Here is a 21558-nt window from a genome sequence, read left to right on the forward strand (position 1 = left end):
CAATAATACTATATGTTATATGCTAAAACAAGGCATAATTAACAAAAAAGAGACCGACTTCATAACGAAATCGGTCTCTCAAATTATTAACTTATTAAGTTTCCTTACTTAACAACAACTTTGTTTACAGTTGAGTCAACTTTTACAATGTAAATGCCTTTGCTCATTTCAATAGTTGTTTTACCTGAAATAGTTTTATTTACAAGCATAACACCGGTTGTTGAATATACCTCAACTTGTGCATCATCATTGGCCTCAATGCAGATACCATCTTCTACTGCATATATTGAGATTGATTCTACTTCATTCTCTTCAATTCCAATTCCAACAGCAAATAAGGCTTTTATATGAACAGGGCCTGTAACTGGCCACTCAATATCACCATATATGTTATAATTCTCCTCAAGATCAATAGGTTCTCCATTTATCTCTATAAATATATCACCCTTAATTGCGTATGGGAAAATATAAATATAAGAGTCGTACTCAAGGATATCATTTTGGTTATATTGTACACCCATAGGAGTCAATGGTAATTCAAGAGTTCCATTTTGTTCTGCCTCTTCATCGTATGAGTCAGATGACCACACTTCAATATATCCTTCACCCCAAGCATCTGTATCTACTTCGTAGGTCAATTTACAGATAGGATCGCCATATACTGCACTAATTGTAGTAGCCGATGTTACAGTTGTTGTATAACTATGGTTTGTGATATACTCATCGTAAACATTAGTTCCATTAACAAGAAGTTCGTAAAGTTGATTTCCTGTACTCTCTTTTACTGTGATTGTAATCTCCTCACCATTTTTAACCTTACTTCCACTTGCAACAGTGTTATCACCTTGTTTTACAGTAATAGTACCTCCTGCAACTTGATTAATGGTTACTATGTGAGCCAAATCAAAGTTTGCGACATAGGTAACATCCTCTGTTACTGTTACCACAAATGGGTTTTCAGTGCTTACTTGCTCTCCGTCTTTTGACCAATAAGCAAAAATATGAGAGTCATCAGCAGTAGCAGTAAGAGTTGATGTCTTGTTCTCAAATACATTCTCTGGTGAAGCAGTTGCTGTTCCTCCCTCTGCTGCTGTTGCAGTTACAGTATATGTTGGAGGAGCATCGCCTACGTTAAACATAAAGTCGTAGTATCCACCTTGAGTATATTCATCACAAGCTCCATCATAAATATCCATTCCCGCAGCATAGAATACACGCATCAAATACTCACCTTTAGGAGCATCGGCAGAGATTGTAAACTCTTGTGAGATAGGAGTAGTACGATTACGCTCAGCATCAGCATATATAAGCTCTGATTCATCAAGAGTGTAGTCTCCGTTTAAGTCAACAAATATGCGAGTCCAGCCCCAAACAGTATTTTTGTCTGTAATATTCAATGTAATAGTTTGTCCTGCAAATGTAGTAAACAAGTTCTTAACTCGTTTAGTATAACCATTAACATTAGCATCACCTGCAGGGTTAGTCCAGTTTGCATCAACCGAAGCACCCTCTGTCGTAAGAGTAACAATTTGTCCAACATAATTAGTAGATGTACCTTGAGTTGTGTGATTAGGTTTACAATACATCATCAAGTCAAAGTTTGCACAGAAAGTCTTATCGCCCTCTTCGTTATCAATAAATGTAGCTGATTCTGAAATTAAATTACCCTCTTCATCTGTCCAATTAACAAACTCATAGTTAGCATTAGGGGTTGCAATAAGTGTTATTTGACCTTCGGCAGTAACTCCTCCTACCACATCATTAGCTGTAACCGTACCTCCTTCAGCAGGATTTGCAATAACATTAATAGTACGTTCAGCAACAGGATCAGCCTCTTTACCAAATACCTTAAACTCTGTCATTTGGAACCAGTATTGAGAGTCGTTTGTTGAAATTCTCAAACGAACATAACGAGCTTCACTACCTTCGGCATTACAGATATAACGTTTAACATTTGAAGAACCTTCTGTAACATTTGAAATATTTGATTTTGTAAAAGTAGCAACAGAACTCCATGAACCATCTGCTCCGTTTAACGAAGTTTCAATAGTAGCCCCTGTTGGTTGGTCGCCATCAGCAAAGTATAAAGCAATCTCATCAACATTGTAAAGGTTACCCAAGTCTACCATTATATATTTATTAATATATTGAGGACCATCAGACCAGAATTTAGATGTATAACTTCCGTCAATAAGATTTGTGACATAGTATGTTTGATAAGCCGAGAAGTTAGTTGTTATATCAGCAATCTCAATTTGAGCCAATCTCTCTTCTGCAACTTCAAAATTAGCAACCAATTCTAAATCCTCTGTTACATTAATAGTGTATGGGTTCATAGTTGAAACAGTAGAACCATCTTTAGTCCAGCCAATAAACTCATAACCTTCGGCAGCCTCAGCAGTGAAAGTTACAGCTGTTCCTGCAACAACATCAGTAGCCGATACAGTAGCAGTGCCAAATTCTGCATTATTTACACTTGCAGTAATTGAATATGTTTGTGCTTGAGAACCCTCTGTAACATTAATTCCAAAGTTGTGCATTGAACCAGCATAACCAATAACACCAGTTCCGTGAGTACCACACATAGGAGTATCCTCATTCCACGATGTAGCACAATCTACACCATCAGAGATTATACGAACCATTGAAAGACCTAATGCTGCATTTGAAGGAACAGCAATTGTGATAGAACCCTCATCTTCGTTTCCTCCAACACGACCTTCACCGGCATAAACCGCTCTTACATCTTCAAAATCTCCATCACGATTCCAGTCAAAACCAATCCAAACGTTTTTGCTCCATGCTCCATTAGTAAATGAGAAAGTAATCTCTTCTCCTTGAGCAGCACTAAATTGTTTGCTCTCTTGCAAACGGTTGAATGTAGTTGTAGTTGCACTTTGAGTAAGAACCTCGCTACCAGCAACAGAAATAGATAAACCTTGTAAAGAGTGAGAGTGAACGTTATCAACGTTGCTTATCTCGCAATTCTCATTGGTTTTCGAGGTTATATCGCAATACCCTTCAGGGAACTCATTAGCAGGAGTTATATCTCCAGTTGCAGTATATGTAACTGATGTTGAGGTACTCATTAATCTTATACCCTCTTGTGCTGCCACTTTAATCTCGTAATCTCCTGCAGTGTTAGGAGTAAATTTAATTTGTCCGTTAACTGCTTTTTCTGACTCCTCAGTTGGCTGCTCTCCATTAATAGTATAATATAAGTTGTGCCATTCAGGAGCATTAACATTTACAGTAACCTCTGATCCGGTAGCCACGTTACCACCTTCCGAAGTGATAGTAGGAGCAACAGTTACAGCCTCCTCAGAGTGAGTTACAGTACGATATGAGATGTATGGAGTTAAATCCTTTTTAACGGTAATTCCATTAGCATAAGCATCACCAGAATCATCTCCGTAGTTTTTCATCTTCAACTCAACACGGTCAGTATATACATATACCATTAGGGCTTGTATAATACGACGGTCGGCCAATTGTCCATTTTCAAATGAGTTCTCGTAGTAACGCATCGATCCCATAAATGCCGAGAAGAAACTCTTCTCAACAGAAGTTGCATCAGGCTCTTCAGTCTCAACGCTCTTGTCAACAAAAGTCCACATTATATCAGCATCACCACTATATGTAATAGTAGAGTTAGATATAGTTACTTGAGTACCAATCATACGTTGGCCTGTAGAATTTCCTGAATATAACTCATCAGTCAAAGCATAATATAAACCACTCTTTTCTCCAACCATCAAGTAAGTTTTTCCACTTGTAATTGTAGTTACTTGAGTAGCAGTAATATTTGAAGCAGTTGGGTCGGCAACCTCAAATATACGAATTTGCTGACTGCTTGCAGTGTTATCAGTATTACCAGAGAAACGACCATTAGAACCACAGTGAACATACGATTGAGTACCAGTATCATCAGTTGTGGCATTTGATAAATGGAACACAAAAGCACCACTTGTTACTGTAGATGGAGTTATAGTTGCATCCGATGATTGAGTATCGGTAGTAGCAAGGTTAAAAGTGTTGTATCCCAAATATTTTGAAGTGGTGTAATTTTGAATAGAGTAAAGAGGTGTAGATGTGCTTGAGTCAGTACCACCTGAACTTGTACCAGTCCATTTATTACCATCAGTACCATATACTGTAACACGCTCATCTGTTGAAGTGCGGATATATGCCGAGTCAGTTCCGTGGTCGTGACCATACAACATTATAAGATTAGGATATTTCGCTAATGTATTCTTCAACTTTACAGCAAATTCAGGTGTAGTTGAAGAGTATCGGTCCATACCTTTGTTTTTGTTACTTAATCTGTTTGAGTCAGAGAATGGAATGTGAACAAGGAAGAATACTGTTTTGTCTTTGTCTGTTGCATAAATCTCCTCAAGTTTGTTGGCAACCCAATCCACAGACTCAACCGAGTATGCGTATGATGAAGCAGTTTCAAATAGGTATTTACCACCATTCAATACAACAAAGTCAAAACCATTTACCACATAGTGATATGCAGCCAAAAGTTCAAATCCCTCGCCAGTTCCGTTTATTGCTGTTTCATAGAAACAATCCTCAGCAGGCAACGCACCTATATCAGTTTTCATTGGAACATCATAGTAGTCACCAGCATTGTAAGGTTTAGGAATAGCATCGTAGTTTGCAACCTCATACTCGTGGTTACCATTAACATAGATAACAGGAGTTTTTGTGCCGTTAAATGCTCCACGTGAAGCCTCAATTAGCAAATCTTTTGTTACTTGCCAACTTGATTGGGGAATTGTGTTGTTACTTGTGTAGTCTCCTCCAAGAACTATCAAATCAACATTCTCTTCAGTTTTTATCTTGCTAAGAGTTTTTGTTGCAGACTCACGAATACGAATGTTGTTGGGGTCTGTAATAAAGTCTTGTTGAGCGTGTAGGTCAGATACACAAGCAAATGAGAATATAGGCTCCTCTTGTGCCTGAACATTCTCAAAAGGAATTAATGTCAATAATGACATAAAAATTCCCAAAAGTAAAAATCTCTTCATGTTAATTATTAATTGGTTAAAATTGTGGTTATTTTTCTTAAACTATCTATTTTGCAGATATAAAAGATTTGCAAAAATATATAAAATATATGAAAGCATATTTGTTGTTTACCTAAAATCTTTGAATAAATAATTTAAAGAAGTTGGTATTATAAAAAGAGAGAGTATATCAAAAAATTCCGATATACTCTCTCTTATAATGTTTGTGGAGCTGGAGGGGATTGAACCCTCGTCCATACAGGGAAACAATAGGCTTTCTACATGCTTATCTTTGCTTAAATTGTAGGGTACAGACAAGACCAAAGCTACCAATCATATACCTTAGCCTTTAAGATTTCATTTGAGGTGCAAGGCTCACCACAAACTATTTCCGATATAATAGCACCGCTTAAGGGGATAGCTTCGGAACAACAGCATCCGAGCGATGTCTTGTTTCACTACCTTGTAGCGAAATTAAGCCAATCTACTGTACTTCGATTAGGCAGCAAGAGCGTAGTTATTCTCGCCAGTTATAATTTCAAAGGCTCAGATTAAAGAGCAAACCTAAGGAGGCTCTGCATGCTTACATATCACTTCTGCCCGCTGTCAAATCCAGTCAGCCCCGCATTGTATATGTTCATTTCATTGTGCAATTAACATCGCTATGTCAATTGGGGATGCAAAGATATAATAAAATTTCTTATCCCAACAATAGTTGACAATTAAAACTCATTAAATTAGAAAATCCCTAATTAAAGAACTTATGTTCTTTGATTTTGCTCCTACTCTGCAAAGTTTAAATATTCTTATTTTGCTCTCGCTTTTTTGCAGAATTTTTAATTGATGCAAAGCAATTAACTAACAACTCCTCTTCCTATACAACTGCCAACTGTTGAAAATGTTTTGCCAAAGAACGTAACTGCCAGGGGCAACAGAAGAGAGGGGGTTAAGATAGGTGCAGGCTAACCAAATGGCGAGGACGGTGTTTTTTTGTCCTATTGCTTGTCCTGCACTAATTTGGCTATTGTACTTGCTTCCAATATATCTGCCAAAGGCAAATTGAATGACACAGGTAACGAGTCCTGCAAATGCAACGGATAGTTTAATTATTGCATCAGCATCGCTGTTTGCTATCCATCGTATTGTTTGAGAAGTTACTATTGCCAATGCAATAGCCCATATATAAAATGAATATCCGCTATATTTTAATAATTGTGAGTGTACTCTCTTAAAGTATTTGCGTAATACCATTGCCAATATAAATGGTATTATAAGCAGAGGAAATACTTTACTCAATATTTTGCTAAATGCTGGTAAAAACGATAACCCTTCGTGAGGTTCAACAAGAGGGAAGAGGAGGGGTATGATAATTGCTGCCACAATATTTATAATCATTGTGTATGTAACCAATTGACCGGCGTTGCCTCCAAGTTTGCTTGTAATAACCACAGCAGCGGTTGCAGTGGGGCAAATAAGGCATATCATAGCACCTTGCAGTACAATGTTTATCTCCCAACTAAAAATATCCCAAATCAAAAGCAGTGCAATAATTGTACAACTTACACTCTGAAACATTGCAAGTATCATGTGCCACTTATTTGGTATTAACTCTTTGGGATTAGCTTTACAGAACGATAGCAAAAGTTGAATAAATATAAGAGTAGGCATAAGAACTTCCACTGCACTATTAGCCATAGGTTTTAGTGGAGCCATAAACTCTGCTTTTGCAAACAGAAGATACATTCCTGTACCAACAATCATAGCAATAGGCAGAGTCCAATTTTTTATAAATCTTATAATCCTATCCATCTTGAGTAGTATCTCTTAAAAACGAAAGAGAATGATGCAAAATTAATTTTGACTCACTCTCTTTCTAATACATTGTATTATAGTCGTTCTAACAACTAATCTTCTTTCATATTATGGAATACGTTTTGAACATCATCATCTTCTTCAAAACGCTCAATAAGTTTCTCAATAACCTCGCGTTGTTCGTCAGTAACCTCTTTAGTGTCGTTAGGAATTCTCTCAAACTCTGCGCTCTCAATTTCAAAACCGTTGTCCTCTAAATATTTTTGAATATTGTTGAACTCCTCAAAAGGTCCGTAAATCATTATTGAACCTTCATCGCTATCCATCTCATCAACACCAAAGTCGATAAGTTCAAGTTCAAGTTCATCCATCTCAACACCCTCTTTCTCTTTTACTTTGAAAACACTCTTGTGTTCAAACAAGAAAGAAAGAGAACCAGATGTACCAAGAGAACCTCCTGCTTTGTTAAAGTAACTGCGAACATTAGCAACTGTACGAGTAGTGTTGTCTGTTGCAGTCTCAACAACTATTGCAACACCAAAAGGAGCATATCCCTCATATACAACCTCTTTATAGTTGCCCTCATCTTTAGATATTGCTTTTTTAATAGCACGTTCAACATTCTCTTTAGGCATATTTGCAGCCTTTGCATTTTGTATTAATGCACGAAGGCGTGAGTTGGCATCCGGATCAGGACCACCTGCTTTAACAGCCATAGTAATCTCTTTTCCAATTTTGGTAAATGTTCTTGACATATTACCCCAACGTTTCATTTTTCGTGCTTTTCTGTATTCAAACGCTCTTCCCATAGTAGTATTTAATTTAATATTTATCTTAGTTTGGCACCAACTTTGTTTTCAAGGTTGGTAATTATTTTATTCATTACAGCATCAATTTGTTTGTCAGCAAGAGTCTTTTCAGTGTCTTGCAATATAAATGAAACTGCATACGATTTTTTGCCTGCTTCAAGGTTTTTACCCTCATATACATCAAACAACGAAACCTCTTTCAAAAGTTTGCGTTCGCTTTCACGAGCAATCTTTTCAATCTCGCAGAACTTAACCGAAGCATCTACAAGTAGAGCAAGGTCGCGTTTTACGGGAGGGAATTTTGAAAGTTCGCTATAAGTTGTCTTTGTTTTAACGCTCTCTTTGCACAACATAGCAAAGTTGAACTCAGCAAAATAGACCTCGTTGTCAATATCAAATTTGCGAAGAATATTTTTACTTACTATACCTGCTTTACCAAACTCTTTACCTCCTCGAGTTTTATAAACAAGAACAGCAGAGAAAATATCATCGCTTGTTTGCTCGGTAGTATATTTACCGCTTGTCATACCAAGACGAGTTAAAACATTCTCAACATATCCTTTAAGCATAAAGAATGATGTTTGAATATCTTTTTGAGCCCAACTGTTAGCAACCTCATAACCTGTTAGCCACATACCAAGTCGGTAGTTTTCAGAGTAGGGGGCAAGAACTCCTTTCTCCATATCAGCCTCAGGGTTGTATGAGTAGCAATTACCAAACTCATAGAATTTAAGATCTCCGTTACGGCGGTTAATGTTGTAAGCAACACTCTCCAATCCACCAAATAATAGAGTTTGACGCATAACGCCAAGATCAGAACTCAATGGGTTCATAACCTTAACGCAGTTGCTTTCGGGGTATGAAGTTAAATCTTTATAGTAACTTGTTTTTGTTAGAGAGTTATTCAAAATCTCGTTAAAACCACAACCTGTAAGTTCGTTGGCAATAGTGTTGTATCTGATGTGTTGCTCATCAGCAACAGATTTATTTGATAGGTTTGAGTGAACACTCTCGGTTATCTCAACATTGTTATAACCATATATTCTTAGAATATCCTCAATAACATCGCAGTCGCGGCGAACATCAACGCGATATGTAGGAACTTTCAATTCCAATACGCCATTCTCCTCGCTTACAATCTCAATTTCAAGAGAAGATAAAATCTCTTTTACAACACTCTCCTCAATCTCTTTACCAATTAAAGAATTTATGCGATTGTAACTTAATGTTACAGGATAAGTCTCAACTTTATCAGGATATATATCTATAATATCACCAACAATCTCACCCCCTGCAAGTTCTTTAATAAGCATTGCCGCACGTTTTAGAACATATACAGTTGTATTTGGGTCAATACCACGCTCAAAGCGGAATGAAGCGTCTGTATTCAATCCATGTCTGCGAGCGCTCTTTCTAATCCATGTTGGATTAAAATATGCCGATTCAAGGAATACATCAGTTGTTGCCTCTGTAACACCAGATTTCAAACCTCCAAATACACCAGCAATACACATACCCTCGTTTTGGTTGCAAATCATCAAATCTTTTTCCGATAGTTTGCGTTCAACACCATCAAGAGTTACAAACGGAGTACTTTCTGCAAGAGTTTTAACTATCACTGTACCACCAGTAATCTCATTTACATCAAAGCAGTGTAGAGGTTGTCCTGTTTCGTGAAGAATATAGTTTGTTATATCTACTATATTGTTAATTGGACGCACTCCAATAGCATTCAAGCGTTGTTTCATCCAATCAGGGCTCTCTTTTACCGTAACTCCTTTAATTGTCAATCCAGCATAACGTGGAGCAGCCTCAGAGTTCTCAACAACAACCTTGACAGCATCGCCATTAACGTTGTCAATAGCAAAATCATCAACCGAAGGTTTTGTTAAAGAGTAGTTATATCCGTTACGTTTTAGGTATGCAGCAAGGTCTCTGGCAACACCATAGTGCGAAGCAGCATCAATTCTGTTAGGAGTGATATCAACTTCAATAACATAGTCGCTCTTAATACCAAAGTAATCTGCTGCAGGAGTTCCTGGAGTAGGAGTGTCTTTAAGAACTATAATACCATCGTGGCTTGTTCCAATCCCAATCTCATCTTCGGCACAAATCATACCAAATGATTCAACGCCTCTAATTTTTGATTTCTTAATAGTAAAACTCTCCTCGCCATCATATAAAACAGTACCAACAGTAGCAACAATAACATATTGACCTGCATCTACATTAGGAGCACCACATACAATTTGAACAGGTTCGCCAGTACCAAGATCGCATGTTGTGATATGAAGGTGATCTGAATTTGGGTGTTCAACGCAAGTCAAAACTTTACCAGTAACAATACCTTTAAGTCCACCTTTAATTGATTGAACCTCTTCAACTCCGCCTGTTTCAAGACCTATCGATGTTAAAGCATCGGCAGTTTGTTGAGGATCTAACGGAAGCTCAATAAACTCTTTGAGCCAATTGTAAGATATATTCATAGTAAATTATAAATTCTTCTTTGACGTAATTTTTACGTGCTAATTTTTAAACGACTGCAAAAATAATAATTTTATTTTGCTTTAAGAAACATTTGTTTCTCGATTTTGCTCAATCACTCTATTATTAAACCAAAATTTGATTAGTTATCGAGTAACCTTAACAAATTGAGGAGGAATAGGTGTCTCAAACAACATATCCTGACGTGTGATAGGATGAACAAATCTCAACCGGAATGCATGTAAAGATAACCTTCCAAGAGGATTCTCTTTTGAACCATAACGTTTATCTCCAGCAATGGGGTGTCCGCTCTCCGACATATGAACACGAATTTGATTCTTCCTTCCAGTTGCCAGTTGTACCTCCACAAGAGATAATCTGCTATTTTTTTGTAAAGTTTTATATTTGGTTAATGCAAATTGACCATTTTCTTTATCAGATGTAGAGTAAACGTGATGCACGCTATTTTCTGCCAAATACGAAGATATTTCACCCTCAGCAGGATCAATATGCCCACTTATAACAGCCACGTATCTGCGATCAAGAACCATCTCATTCCATGAGCGTTGTAGCTTAAATTGCACCTCTTCTGATTTAGCAAACATAATCAGACCTGAGGTGTCGCGGTCTAAACGGTGAATAACAAAAAGCTTAGCCGATGGATTATCCTCTTTTAGATAGTCACTCAAAATATGATAAGCAGTCTTCTCTTTAATTCTATCCGAAGATACAGAGAGTAAACCATAACCTTTGTTAGCAACTATAATATATTCATCTTCATAGACAATTTTGATTCTGTTGTTTTTGAATACTTTAAATCCCTTCTCAAAGTTAATTAAAACCCTGTCGCCGGGAGCAAGAGGAGCATCAAATGCAGTTTCGGGGTTACCGTTAATTGCAACTTGTCGGTGCGACAACCAACTTTTTACAGTAGTTTTACTTTTGTCAGAATAAGTCTTAAATAGGTAACTAAGTAACGAATCAACCTCTGTTACAATTGTTGTGTTAGTTGTATTCTTAGGTTTTGCACCCTTATTCCTTTTTATTCTCATTATATGAAAATTATAATTAAAAATTCAGTAGATTTTAAAGTTTTCTCCTGCCAAATGCAAACAGGGAGCATAACTAAACTTGTTTGAGTTATGCCGAGGTGTTGTCTATTTTCGCAGAAGTTATCTTCTGCAAAATTACAAAAAAATATGATAAGAGTAGTAAAAAATATATACTACATTAAAGATATCTACTATAACTTTATTAATAGCATATTGTGATAATTTATTACTAAGCAAAAGTTGTTAAAATCAAATTTAAATTTTAAATATTTTTTTCAAAAATAGTTTCTTGTTGACAATTTAAAAAAAAATTATTACTTTTGTTTTTGATATATATATTTACGACTAAGAGGTTTGTCCCTTTTATTAAGTAAATATATTTGTATAAACTGAAATTAACACAGAAATATGAGAGTAAAAATTCATAAAATTCATCGAGAAGGTAGGGGAATTTTAATAACATTGTTTTTGATATTGGCACTATTAAATGTTGCGTCTTATTATGTTATACAAACCCAGTGGATATTCATATTTCTTTTATCGTTTTCGGTATTGTTATTCTTAGTAGTTCTAAATTTCTTTCGATCTCCGCGAAGAGTATATCCGGGATATTTCAACGAAGAACGCGATGTAATAGCATCTGCCGATGGTGTTATTGTTGCAGTTGAGGAGGTAATGGAAAATGAATATTTCAAGGATAAAAGAATTCAAGTTTCAATTTTTATGAACTTGTTTAATGTTCATGCCAATTGGTTCCCTGTAGCAGGAAAAGTATTGCATGTAGGACATCAAAATGGCCGATTTATGTCAGCATACCTACCAAAGTCAAGTACTGAGAATGAACGTTCAACAATCGTGATAGAGATGCCAAATGGCGAACAGGTATTAGCACGTCAAATAGCAGGTGCATGTGCAAGACGCATTGTTACATACGCCGAAGTTGGAGATGAGTGTTCAATAGATGAACACATGGGATTTATTAAATTTGGCTCAAGAGTAGATCTATTTCTCCCATTAAATACTGAGGTCTTTGTTAAAATAGGAGACAAGACAGTAGGAGGTATCACCAAAATAGCACAATTACCCTTTGTAGAATAATTCTTTAAAATATGATTTCGATAAAAAAACATATACCCAATAGTATTACATGCTTAAATCTATTGAGTGGTTGTTTGGCATGTATGTTTGCATTTAAAGGATATGCAAACGCTCAATATGTATATCTTGCAGGAATGTTAATTTGTGCCGCAGCAGTATTTGACTTTTTAGATGGATTTGCTGCAAGATTACTAAAAGCATACTCTCCAATGGGCAAAGAACTTGACTCTTTGGCAGACTTAATAAGTTTTGGATTTGCACCGGGAGTAATATCAATGCAAATAGCAAATATTATCATTCCTCCCACATATACCGAATGGTGGTTTGAGGCATTACCATATTTTGCATTTGCTATACCGGTTTTTGCAGGATTGCGATTAGCAAAATTTAATATTGATACTCGCCAAACAACTTCGTTTATAGGTTTGCCAGTACCTGCAAATGCACTATTTTGGATCGGATTATACACCCTAACTGCAAAATACGAATGGATGGAGTGTATATATTTATGGGTAGCAATGGTTATCTTGTTCTCGTATATGATGATTTCAGAGATACCGATGTTCTCACTTAAATTTTCAAACTTAAAGTTAAAAGAGAATCTCGTTAGATATATACTTATAGTAGCTACAATATTATTTGTCGTATTTATGGGTTATGCAGGTTTGGCGCCAACAATTCTCTTCTATATCATCCTATCAATAGTCCAAAACAGTATATCAAAGAGACAAACTGCTATATAATCACAGGCATACTTTTTGAATAATATTTTGTGGATTGATTAAACGGAAAAATTTCGTTAACATAAAGTTGAAAAGAGATGCATATATTATTATTGTGGATACTAATACCAATCCTTATCGTTCTTTTTATTGTATTAATGATCGCAGGGAATGTAATAAGGTTTATATTTAGTGGATTCAGATTTAAAAGAAAAAATAAGAATACAAATAACCCAGAAGGAAGAACATATACCTCCTTTGAAAAGAGATCAAAAGTCTTTGGAGCAAATGAAGGAGAGTATGTCGATTTTGAAGAGATTAAAGATAAATAACCTCTTATAGTTGATGAAACTGACATAATGTCATATTGTAAATATAATACTATATAATTATTTATAAAAAGGATATATAATTAAAATAATTTACTTATCTTTGCAAAAGATTAATAATGATAATGAAATTGACACAAATACATACACATCATCACCATCTTAACTCATAAATGAGGTAAGCTCTATGGTATGTGTATATATACTAATAAAACAGATAGGCTTACTTAGGTAAGCCTATTTTATTATCAGATAAATGAAAATAAAATTAATTAAATACATACAGATATGTTAAGAATTGCAGTACAATCAAAAGGACGTCTTTATGACGAAACAATGGAGCTATTAGCGGAATCAGGAATAAAATTCTCATCATCAAAAAGAACATTGTTAGTTCCATCTCGTAAATTTCCAATGGAGGCACTTTTCCTTCGTGACGATGATATCCCAGAGTCAGTAGCATCAGGAATAGCAGATATAGGAATTGTAGGATTAAATGAATATTTAGAGAAGGCAAAAGATGCTGATATAGTAAAGAATTTAGGATTTAGTAAATGCCGTTTGTCATTGGCAATACCCAAAGATGTTGATTATAAAGGTATCGAGTGGTTTAATGGAAAGAAAATAGCAACATCATACCCGGTAATACTACAAAAGTTCTTAAACGAAAAAGGCATTACAGCCGATATTCATGTTATTACAGGATCGGTTGAAATTGCACCGGGTATCGGATTAGCAGATGCAATATTTGATATAGTAAGTTCAGGAAGCACATTGGTAAGCAATCATCTAAAAGAGGTAGAGATTATAATTGAATCTGATGCAGTATTAATTGCCAACAAGAAACTTTCAGCCGAGAAGAGAGAGATTCTTGATGAGTTATTGTTCCGTATTGAGGCAGTACAAGCAGCAGAAGACAAAAAATATGTATTAATGAACGTACCAAATGCCTCATTAGATAAAGTATTAGAGGTATTACCCGGAATAAAAAGTCCAACAGTTACACCACTTGCAAACTCAGAGTGGAGTTCAGTAAGTACAGTATTACCCGAGAAAATATTCTGGGAGATAATAAACAAACTAAAAGCATCGGGAGCAGAAGGAATACTTGTTCTTGATATAGAAAAAATGGTATTATAATTATGAAGATTATAAACAACCCACCCCGCCAAGATTGGAAAGAGTTGACTCGCCGTCCAGAGTTGGACACAATAAGCCTTCATGGAATTGTTGGGGAGATATTATCCGAAATTAAGAAACAAGGTAATAGTGCAGTACGCAAATATGTTGCTAAGTTTCAGGGAGTAGAACTTGATGATTTTGCTGTAACCAGAGAAGAGTTTGAGGAGGCAGAGCAACAAGTTGCACCCGAACTCAAAGCCGCTATATTAAAGGCAAAAGAGAATATCGAACATTTTCACGCTGCACAAAAATTTGGTGGAGTAAAAGTTGAGACAACACCAGGCGTTGTGTGTTGGCAAAAGAGTGTGCCTATTGATAGAGTAGGACTATATGTTCCTGGAGGAACAGCACCACTATTCTCAACAGTATTGATGTTGGCACTACCCGCAAAAATAGCAGGATGCGAAAATATAATAATGTGTTCGCCTTGTAATAAAGAGGGTAAAGTAAATCCGGCAACACTCTATGCCGCAAAAGTTGCAGGAGTAACTAATTTCTATAAATTAGGAGGAGTACAGGCCATAGGAGCAATGGCATACGGAACAGAAACAATACCAAATGTATATAAGATATTCGGTCCGGGAAATCAATATGTAACTGCTGCTAAGCAATTGGTAAGTCTAAGTGGAGTAGGAATAGATATGCCGGCAGGACCATCAGAGGTTGAGATACTTGCCGATGAAACAGCAAATCCACAATATGTAGCATCCGACTTCTTATCACAAGCCGAGCATGGAGTTGATAGTCAATCAATCTTGGTAACAACCGATAATACTTTGGCAGAAAAAGTATTAGTTGCAATAGAGGAGCAAAAAGAGTTGTTGCCACGTAAAGATATTGTAGAACAATCACTTCAAAACAGTTTGGTATTTGTTTTTGATAATATTACAGATGCAATTGATTTTACAAACGAGTATGCACCTGAACACCTTATAATCTCTTGTAAAGATTATAATGCAATAGGCGAAAAGATTAAAAATGCAGGCTCTGTATTTTTAGGACCATATACCCCTGAGAGCGCAGGAGACTATGCCTCAGGAACAAACCACACACTGCCAACAAGTGGTTATGCAAAAGGATATAACGGAGTAAATTTAGATAGTTTTAATCGTAAGATAACCTATCAAGAGATTACACAAGAAGGCCTAAAGAACTTAGGAGCAACCATTGAGATTATGGCAGCAAACGAAAGTTTGGATGCTCATAAAAATGCTGTATCAATAAGGTTAAAAGATTAAGCAATGAAAGAACTAAAAACATTAGTACGCAAGAATATATATAGTTTAAAGCCCTATTCATCTGCACGAAACGAGTTTAAGGGAGAGGCTTCAATATTTATCGATGCCAACGAAAATCCATACGATACACCATATAACAGATACCCCGATCCATTACAACTGCAAGTAAAGGATAAGATCTCAAAATTAAAAGGAGTAGCAGTTGAAAATATATTCTTGGGAGTAGGAAGTGACGAGCCAATCGATTTGTTATATCGTATCTTTTGTGAGCCACAAACCGACAATGTAGTATCACTTGAACCAACTTACGGAATGTATTCAGTATGTGCCGATATAAACAACGTAGAGTATCGCAAAGTATCACTAAAAGCAGACTATCAATTTAGTGCTGAAGATTTACTATCAGCCACCGATGAAAATAGCAAGATAATATGGCTATGCTCTCCAAACAATCCAACAGGAAATGCACTAAACCCAATAGAGGTAGAAAAAGTATTGCAAAACTTTCAAGGTATAGTAGTATTAGATGAAGCGTACATCGATTTCTCATCGCAACCATCCTATCTGCAAAAACTAAAAGAGTACCCCAATATGGTTGTGTTACAAACATTCTCAAAAGCGTGGGGCAGTGCAGGAGTACGTTTGGGAATGGCATTTGCATCACCCGATATAATATCAATATTCAACAAAGTAAAATACCCATATAACGTAAACATATTAACACAACGTTATGCCATAAAATTGTTGGATAATTTTGCATCAGTTGAAAAAAAGGTAAACGAGATACTTAAGAACAGAGATAAACTTGTAAAATCACTCTCAAAAGTAAAGTGTATAACAGAGATATACCCAACCGATGCAAACTTTGTGCTCGTAAAAACAACCGATGCCGATGCAATATACAACTATCTTATAAATAAAGGAATAGTAGCCCGTAATCGTAATGGAATAACCTTATGCGATAACTGTATAAGAATAACAGTCGGGACAGCCGTAGAGAACAAGCAAGTAATATCGGCATTAAAATCATACAAAAAATAGACACCCTATATGAAGAAAGCACTATTCATTGATCGCGACGGAACATTAGTAGTAGAGCCACCCGTTGATTATCAATTAGACTCGCTCGAGAAACTTGAGTTTATGCCCAAAGTATTTCGTAATCTGTCGTTAATCAGAGAACGATTAGATTATGAATTTGTAATAGTCTCAAACCAAGACGGATTAGGAACAGACTCATTCCCAACAGAAACATTCCTGCCCCCACAAAATAAAATGTTACAAGCATTTAAAAATGAAGGAGTAGAGTTTGAAGATATATTAATAGACCCCTCGTTCCCACATGAAAACAAACCAACCCGAAAACCCGGAACAGGAATGATGGGAAAATATATGACAGGAGAGTACAACCTTGCTGAGTCTTATGTAATAGGTGATAGAGTAACAGATGTAATGCTTGCCAAAAATCTTGGAGCAAAAGCAATACTATTAGCACCAACAAAAGAGGAGGGAGAAGTAAAACTAAAAGAGAAAAATCTCGAGGAGGTATGTTCACTTGTAGCAACATCGTGGGATCAAATATCAGCCTACCTGATAGCAGGAGAGCGAGTAGTAGAAGTCTCTCGAAAAACATCTGAAACAGACATATATGTAAAGATAAATCTTGATGGAACAGGCAAGAGTAGTGTATCAACAGGACTATCATTCTTTGACCATATGCTCGACCAACTCGGACGCCATTCAGGAATGGATGTAACCATAGTTACAAAAGGAGATTTGAATGTAGATGAACACCACACAATTGAAGATACAGGAATAGCAATAGGAGAGGCACTTCGCAAAGCACTTGGCGATAAACGAGGAATAAACCGCTATGGCTTTTATCTCCCAATGGACGACTCATTATGTAGTGTAGCCCTCGATTTTGGCGGACGTGCTTGGCTAGTATGGAATGCCGAATTTAAACGCGAGTATGTAGGGGATATGCCAACCGAGATGTTTATGCACTTCTTCAAATCCTTGTCCGATTCAGCCGCAATGAACCTCAACATAAAAGCCGAAGGAGTAAACGAACATCACAAAATAGAGGGAATCTTCAAAGCCTTTGCACGAGCAATAAAAATGGCAATCACTCGTGATGTATTAAACGGAGTAATCCCCTCATCAAAAGGAGTGATTTAGGATTTATAAGATATATACTATTAAAATAATGAATGGGCTTACATCATTGTAAGCCCATTCATATTATATAAATTAAATTATCAATGTTAGAACAATATTTTACAAAATTACTTTTTGAGCATTATTTTCAGTTACTACAATGTATATACCTTTAGGTAAAGTTATTTGAGTAGAGCCATCTACATATATATCTTTAATAACTTGTCCCGAAAGATTTACAATGCGTAAATTGCCATAGTAATCGTTCATCTCTATTTTGTTACCAGCAATAACCTTAATGTTGTTAGTTGATATTTTCTCCTCTTCAACTCCTGTAAAATCACACTCTATAAAGTTAGTAAAGGTTTTCCATCCATAGGCAGATTTATAAGCATTAATTGAACCAATAGGTATGTATACGGGAATAGATTTATTTACGTTATAAAATACATTTTCATCTTTAATTACTGGAGGTAAAGAGGATAATAGACTTATTTCTTTTAAATTTTTACAATAATAAAATGCGCCTGTATCTATTAATGATATTGATTTGCCTATTATTATTGAGTTTAAAGATGAGTTAAATTCCCATTTATTAATAATTGTATCACTATTTGAAATAATATGATTGTATGGTAAAGCTAAAGCCCCACTCAACAAGTTTGCCATACGTTGAAATCCCCTCTCGTTTAGATGCAATCCATCGAGGGTATATATTCCTCGATTTACAAGTGTGGGTCTTCCTGTTGCCGTGTTGTAATCAAAATCTTGATTATAGTATGGTTCTTTGTCCCAATCAATGCCTAACTCCGAGAACATATCGATACAGGGCAAATTGTTTTTATTGGCACACTCTACTATGGCGTTGCGTTTATTAAGCCAATTCTGCGGGTTGTTATACTCTGTAAACTGCCAACCCTCTCGATGTTGCGAGGGGAATGTCCCTACCACTATATAGGGGAAACGTTTATCCTCTTTTCTAGAGTTATTTACATTGTAATACTCCGATTTGAGCTTTCGCAATACATAATCGAGCGATTGTATAAAGAGGTAATCTTTACTGCTGGCTTCGCTATTGCTCCACTCTTCGCTTAATGGAATCTCCTCTACTAATGGTTGGCTTGATACAGCTCCGAATGTTCCTACATTATCTCCCTTGTCGTTGCCACCAACCATTATATATATAATATCGGCATTGAGAGATTTTATCTTATTATAGTAATCGGTACTGGCTAATTGTTTTGCATTCCAACCAGGATTGCCTGCGTTTAGCACCTCTGCTCCTGTATATCTCTCTAACCACTCTTTAAACCATGGATAGCTATCGGAACATAGGCTTGCTCCATATAGGGCAATTCTATTCTCGGGAGTTAAATTGAATGTGGCTTTTGCTTCAATCTTTATTGGCAGACTACTCTCTTTCTCCTTTATATACTCTTTTATTTGTGGCGAAGAGTTAATATCGTATGCCGACTGCAAAACATTTCGTGGATAGAAATTTATACTTGTGCCTTGCGTCATCAATTCCCAATCGATTACTGCATATAGTTTTAGCTTGTAATTAAAAGATTTATACTCTACTCCGTTCTCCTCATAAAGGACATTGGTTAGTGTTAATGTTTCATCTATAACACCGTTCTTCTCCTCCGATAGGGTAAAAAAGAGAATTGAATCTTTTGTATATTGAACATTACCTGCTGCATCGCGAATAATATAGTTCTTTCCATCGCGTGTTTCGTATAATGGAGTGTTTATATAAAAGACCAAATTCCAAAAGTTTTGACCTGTTGCTGATGATACCCTATTACGAGTGATAGACATTATTCTTAAATTCACACTATTGGCAGGTATATCTTCTAAATAGGTATTTACATTTTTGCCCTCTTGCAATTGGTAGATTTTATTCTCAAAAGAGGAGATATACAACTCTTTAAACAGATTTGAATTCTTATTTGAGTCAATGAATTTTATTGGTTCTAATGCATTTAAATTATAGGAAATAATAAAAAGCGATATAATAAATATTCTTCTCATATCATTATTTTAAAATATAGTAGCTTATTCATGTCCTATATATAAATCTGATATTATGATAAACAACTACATTCTCAAATACTATTTAAGAAGTATATTTGTTTTATTCTTTTCAGTCTTATTTATTAAGTCGGCAAACTTTAGATATAACAGAATAAAGACTACAATGTTCATATTAACTACTTATAAATCTATAAATGAATTGTGCACAAAAAAATACGGACTTCTGATTTATTTCCCATATCTAGGTGTTTGCCGCAACCCGACCGATAGAAATAACCAAAAGCCCGTACGAAATAGTACGAGCATCTTCGCTATTATTCATATCGGTCAATTAAGTCGGCAAACTTTAGATATGGATAGAATAAATGCTAAAACGCTTTATTTTAAATATGTATTATGTGCTTCAAAAATACTTTAATATATCATAGGCAAATTTTATTTAAATATTAGTAAAAGCTTAATAATGAGTTATTTATAATAAATATATCTGACTAATTATATATTTACGATGCAAATTTATTAAAAATTGGCAAATAATATTAATAAAATATTTATGTAATATAATTTTTTTTACACCACCCCTTTAGGATACTGCATAGTAATGCAATGCAATGAGCCATGTTGTTTAATTAGAGCAACGCAATCAATGCCAACAACTTCGTAACCTATGAATGCCTTTGAAATTGCCTCAATAGCCGCTTTGTCATTCTCTGGTTGGTTATATGTTGGCATAAGAACAGTGTTGTTCATTATTAAAAAGTTTGCATACGAAGCAGGGAGTCTTTCTCCATCAAAAATAATTTCATCAGCCATAGGTAATGCAATTAAATTATAAGGTTGTCCGTCATTGTTTTTGGCATTTATCAACTCCTCTTCCATAGCCTTTAATTCGGTATAATGTTCATCATCAGAGTTGTTGCACTTAACGTATGCAATGGTGTTGTTAGGGCAATATCTTGCAAGGGTATCAATATGGCTGTCGGTGTCATCACCTGCCAAATAACCATTATCAATCCAAACTATATTGTTTACACCAAAACTCTCTTTTAGTATATCCTCAATCTCCTCTCTGTTGTACTGAGGGTTCCGGAATTTTGACATTAAGCAATGTGTGGTAGTCATTAACGAGCCATTACCATCAACCTCAATAGAACCACCCTCTAATATAAAGTCGTTCATATTTCTGTAATCGGCATTGAATAACTCTTTTTTGTAACAGTTAAATGTTATTTGGTTATCTAAAGATGCCTCAAACTTTTGACCCCAGCCATTAAACCCAAAATCGGTTATAACATAGTTCCCTGTTTCGTTATCAATAACTGTAATACCAGCATGGTCGCGAGCCCAAGTATCGTTGCTATTACACTCCACAAGTGTAACATTATCCATATTTACAACATTAGATATAATTTTTTTTACTTCTTCTATATGGGGTGTTACTATTATCAGTTTCTCGCGTTTTGCAATTTCGCGAGCCACATTAATATAACACTCTGTAACCTCATTAAGCATATAGTTCCAATCGGTATCGGCGTGAGGCCATGTAAGTTGAACACCGCTTTGCTCTGCCCATTCTGGGGGTAGTATATAATTTGACATTACTATAAATTTTATTTGAAC

General features: G+C 35.7%; 14 protein-coding genes and 1 other RNA gene. 7 read left to right on the plus strand and 8 right to left on the minus strand.

The window, feature by feature from the left end:
- Nucleotides 1–104 precede the first annotated feature (104 nt).
- From IKK64_03975 to IKK64_04000, 6 genes are all read right to left on the minus strand, one after another.
- Nucleotides 105–5036 (minus strand): metallophosphoesterase, encoded by a 4932-nt coding sequence (locus IKK64_03975; GenBank protein MBR4119219.1) that lies wholly within the window; start codon nucleotides 5034–5036, stop codon nucleotides 105–107.
- A gap of 203 nt (nucleotides 5037–5239) precedes the next feature.
- Nucleotides 5240–5639, minus strand: a transfer-messenger RNA (tmRNA) gene (gene ssrA / locus IKK64_03980).
- Nucleotides 5640–5873: 234 nt separating this feature from the next.
- Nucleotides 5874–6824 (minus strand): bile acid:sodium symporter, encoded by a 951-nt coding sequence (locus IKK64_03985; GenBank protein ID MBR4119220.1) that lies wholly within the window; start codon nucleotides 6822–6824, stop codon nucleotides 5874–5876.
- A 95-nt stretch (nucleotides 6825–6919) separates the two neighbouring features.
- Entirely contained in the window at nucleotides 6920–7636 is a 717-nt protein-coding gene (locus IKK64_03990; protein ID MBR4119221.1) for a YebC/PmpR family DNA-binding transcriptional regulator, read from the minus strand.
- Nucleotides 7637–7656: 20 nt separating this feature from the next.
- Nucleotides 7657–10122: a phenylalanine--tRNA ligase subunit beta gene (locus IKK64_03995; protein MBR4119222.1), complete on the minus strand. Its 2466-nt coding sequence runs from the start codon at nucleotides 10120–10122 to the stop codon at nucleotides 7657–7659.
- 144 nt (nucleotides 10123–10266) lie between these two features.
- The gene (locus IKK64_04000) at nucleotides 10267–11172 is read right to left on the minus strand and encodes an RluA family pseudouridine synthase (protein MBR4119223.1); all 906 of its coding nucleotides are present in this window, start codon (nucleotides 11170–11172) and stop codon (nucleotides 10267–10269) included.
- 408 nt (nucleotides 11173–11580) lie between these two features.
- Between IKK64_04000 and IKK64_04005 the strand changes: the two genes are divergently transcribed.
- The 7 genes from IKK64_04005 (at nucleotide 11581) to hisB (ending at nucleotide 17922) form a co-directional block, all read left to right on the plus strand.
- A complete protein-coding gene (locus IKK64_04005; protein MBR4119224.1) occupies nucleotides 11581–12270 on the plus strand; it encodes a phosphatidylserine decarboxylase family protein in 690 nt (229 codons plus the stop codon).
- Nucleotides 12271–12281: 11 nt separating this feature from the next.
- On the plus strand, nucleotides 12282–13013 hold the full coding sequence (pssA, locus tag IKK64_04010; GenBank protein MBR4119225.1) for a CDP-diacylglycerol--serine O-phosphatidyltransferase: 732 nt from the start codon (nucleotides 12282–12284) through the stop codon (nucleotides 13011–13013).
- A gap of 77 nt (nucleotides 13014–13090) precedes the next feature.
- Nucleotides 13091–13324, plus strand: coding sequence for a DUF4834 family protein (locus IKK64_04015; protein ID MBR4119226.1), 234 nt, complete (start codon nucleotides 13091–13093; stop codon nucleotides 13322–13324).
- A 285-nt stretch (nucleotides 13325–13609) separates the two neighbouring features.
- Nucleotides 13610–14461, plus strand: coding sequence for an ATP phosphoribosyltransferase (locus IKK64_04020; protein MBR4119227.1), 852 nt, complete (start codon nucleotides 13610–13612; stop codon nucleotides 14459–14461).
- Between the two features lie 2 nt (nucleotides 14462–14463).
- Nucleotides 14464–15741: a histidinol dehydrogenase gene (gene hisD / locus IKK64_04025; GenBank protein MBR4119228.1), complete on the plus strand. Its 1278-nt coding sequence runs from the start codon at nucleotides 14464–14466 to the stop codon at nucleotides 15739–15741.
- Nucleotides 15742–15744: 3 nt separating this feature from the next.
- Nucleotides 15745–16782, plus strand: coding sequence for a histidinol-phosphate transaminase (gene hisC, locus IKK64_04030; protein MBR4119229.1), 1038 nt, complete (start codon nucleotides 15745–15747; stop codon nucleotides 16780–16782).
- 9 nt (nucleotides 16783–16791) lie between these two features.
- Nucleotides 16792–17922, plus strand: a complete 1131-nt coding sequence (gene hisB, locus IKK64_04035; GenBank protein MBR4119230.1) for a bifunctional histidinol-phosphatase/imidazoleglycerol-phosphate dehydratase HisB — start codon at nucleotides 16792–16794, stop codon at nucleotides 17920–17922.
- Between the two features lie 99 nt (nucleotides 17923–18021).
- Here the strand turns inward: hisB and IKK64_04040 are convergent, their stop codons facing one another.
- The gene (locus IKK64_04040) at nucleotides 18022–19935 is read right to left on the minus strand and encodes a hypothetical protein (GenBank protein ID MBR4119231.1); all 1914 of its coding nucleotides are present in this window, start codon (nucleotides 19933–19935) and stop codon (nucleotides 18022–18024) included.
- Nucleotides 19936–20508: 573 nt separating this feature from the next.
- On the minus strand, nucleotides 20509–21537 hold the full coding sequence (locus tag IKK64_04045; GenBank protein MBR4119232.1) for an agmatine deiminase family protein: 1029 nt from the start codon (nucleotides 21535–21537) through the stop codon (nucleotides 20509–20511).
- Nucleotides 21538–21558: the final 21 nt, after the last annotated feature.

This window comes from Bacteroidales bacterium (genome assembly GCA_017521245.1).
Classification (GTDB): domain Bacteria; phylum Bacteroidota; class Bacteroidia; order Bacteroidales; family G3-4614; genus Caccoplasma_A.

What these genes read in the sequence shown, in the direction of transcription:
- IKK64_03975 (MBR4119219.1), bottom strand. Translation starts at nt 5,036, where the DNA reads ATGAAGAGATTTTTACTTTTGGGAATTTTTATGTCATTATTGACATTA.
- IKK64_03985 (MBR4119220.1), bottom strand. Translation starts at nt 6,824, where the DNA reads ATGGATAGGATTATAAGATTTATAAAAAATTGGACTCTGCCTATTGCT.
- IKK64_03990 (MBR4119221.1), bottom strand. Translation starts at nt 7,636, where the DNA reads ATGGGAAGAGCGTTTGAATACAGAAAAGCACGAAAAATGAAACGTTGG.
- IKK64_03995 (MBR4119222.1), bottom strand. Translation starts at nt 10,122, where the DNA reads ATGAATATATCTTACAATTGGCTCAAAGAGTTTATTGAGCTTCCGTTA.
- IKK64_04000 (MBR4119223.1), bottom strand. Translation starts at nt 11,172, where the DNA reads ATGAGAATAAAAAGGAATAAGGGTGCAAAACCTAAGAATACAACTAAC.
- IKK64_04005 (MBR4119224.1), top strand. Translation starts at nt 11,581, where the DNA reads ATGAGAGTAAAAATTCATAAAATTCATCGAGAAGGTAGGGGAATTTTA.
- pssA (MBR4119225.1), top strand. Translation starts at nt 12,282, where the DNA reads ATGATTTCGATAAAAAAACATATACCCAATAGTATTACATGCTTAAAT.
- IKK64_04015 (MBR4119226.1), top strand. Translation starts at nt 13,091, where the DNA reads ATGCATATATTATTATTGTGGATACTAATACCAATCCTTATCGTTCTT.
- IKK64_04020 (MBR4119227.1), top strand. Translation starts at nt 13,610, where the DNA reads ATGTTAAGAATTGCAGTACAATCAAAAGGACGTCTTTATGACGAAACA.
- hisD (MBR4119228.1), top strand. Translation starts at nt 14,464, where the DNA reads ATGAAGATTATAAACAACCCACCCCGCCAAGATTGGAAAGAGTTGACT.
- hisC (MBR4119229.1), top strand. Translation starts at nt 15,745, where the DNA reads ATGAAAGAACTAAAAACATTAGTACGCAAGAATATATATAGTTTAAAG.
- hisB (MBR4119230.1), top strand. Translation starts at nt 16,792, where the DNA reads ATGAAGAAAGCACTATTCATTGATCGCGACGGAACATTAGTAGTAGAG.
- IKK64_04040 (MBR4119231.1), bottom strand. Translation starts at nt 19,935, where the DNA reads ATGAGAAGAATATTTATTATATCGCTTTTTATTATTTCCTATAATTTA.
- IKK64_04045 (MBR4119232.1), bottom strand. Translation starts at nt 21,537, where the DNA reads ATGTCAAATTATATACTACCCCCAGAATGGGCAGAGCAAAGCGGTGTT.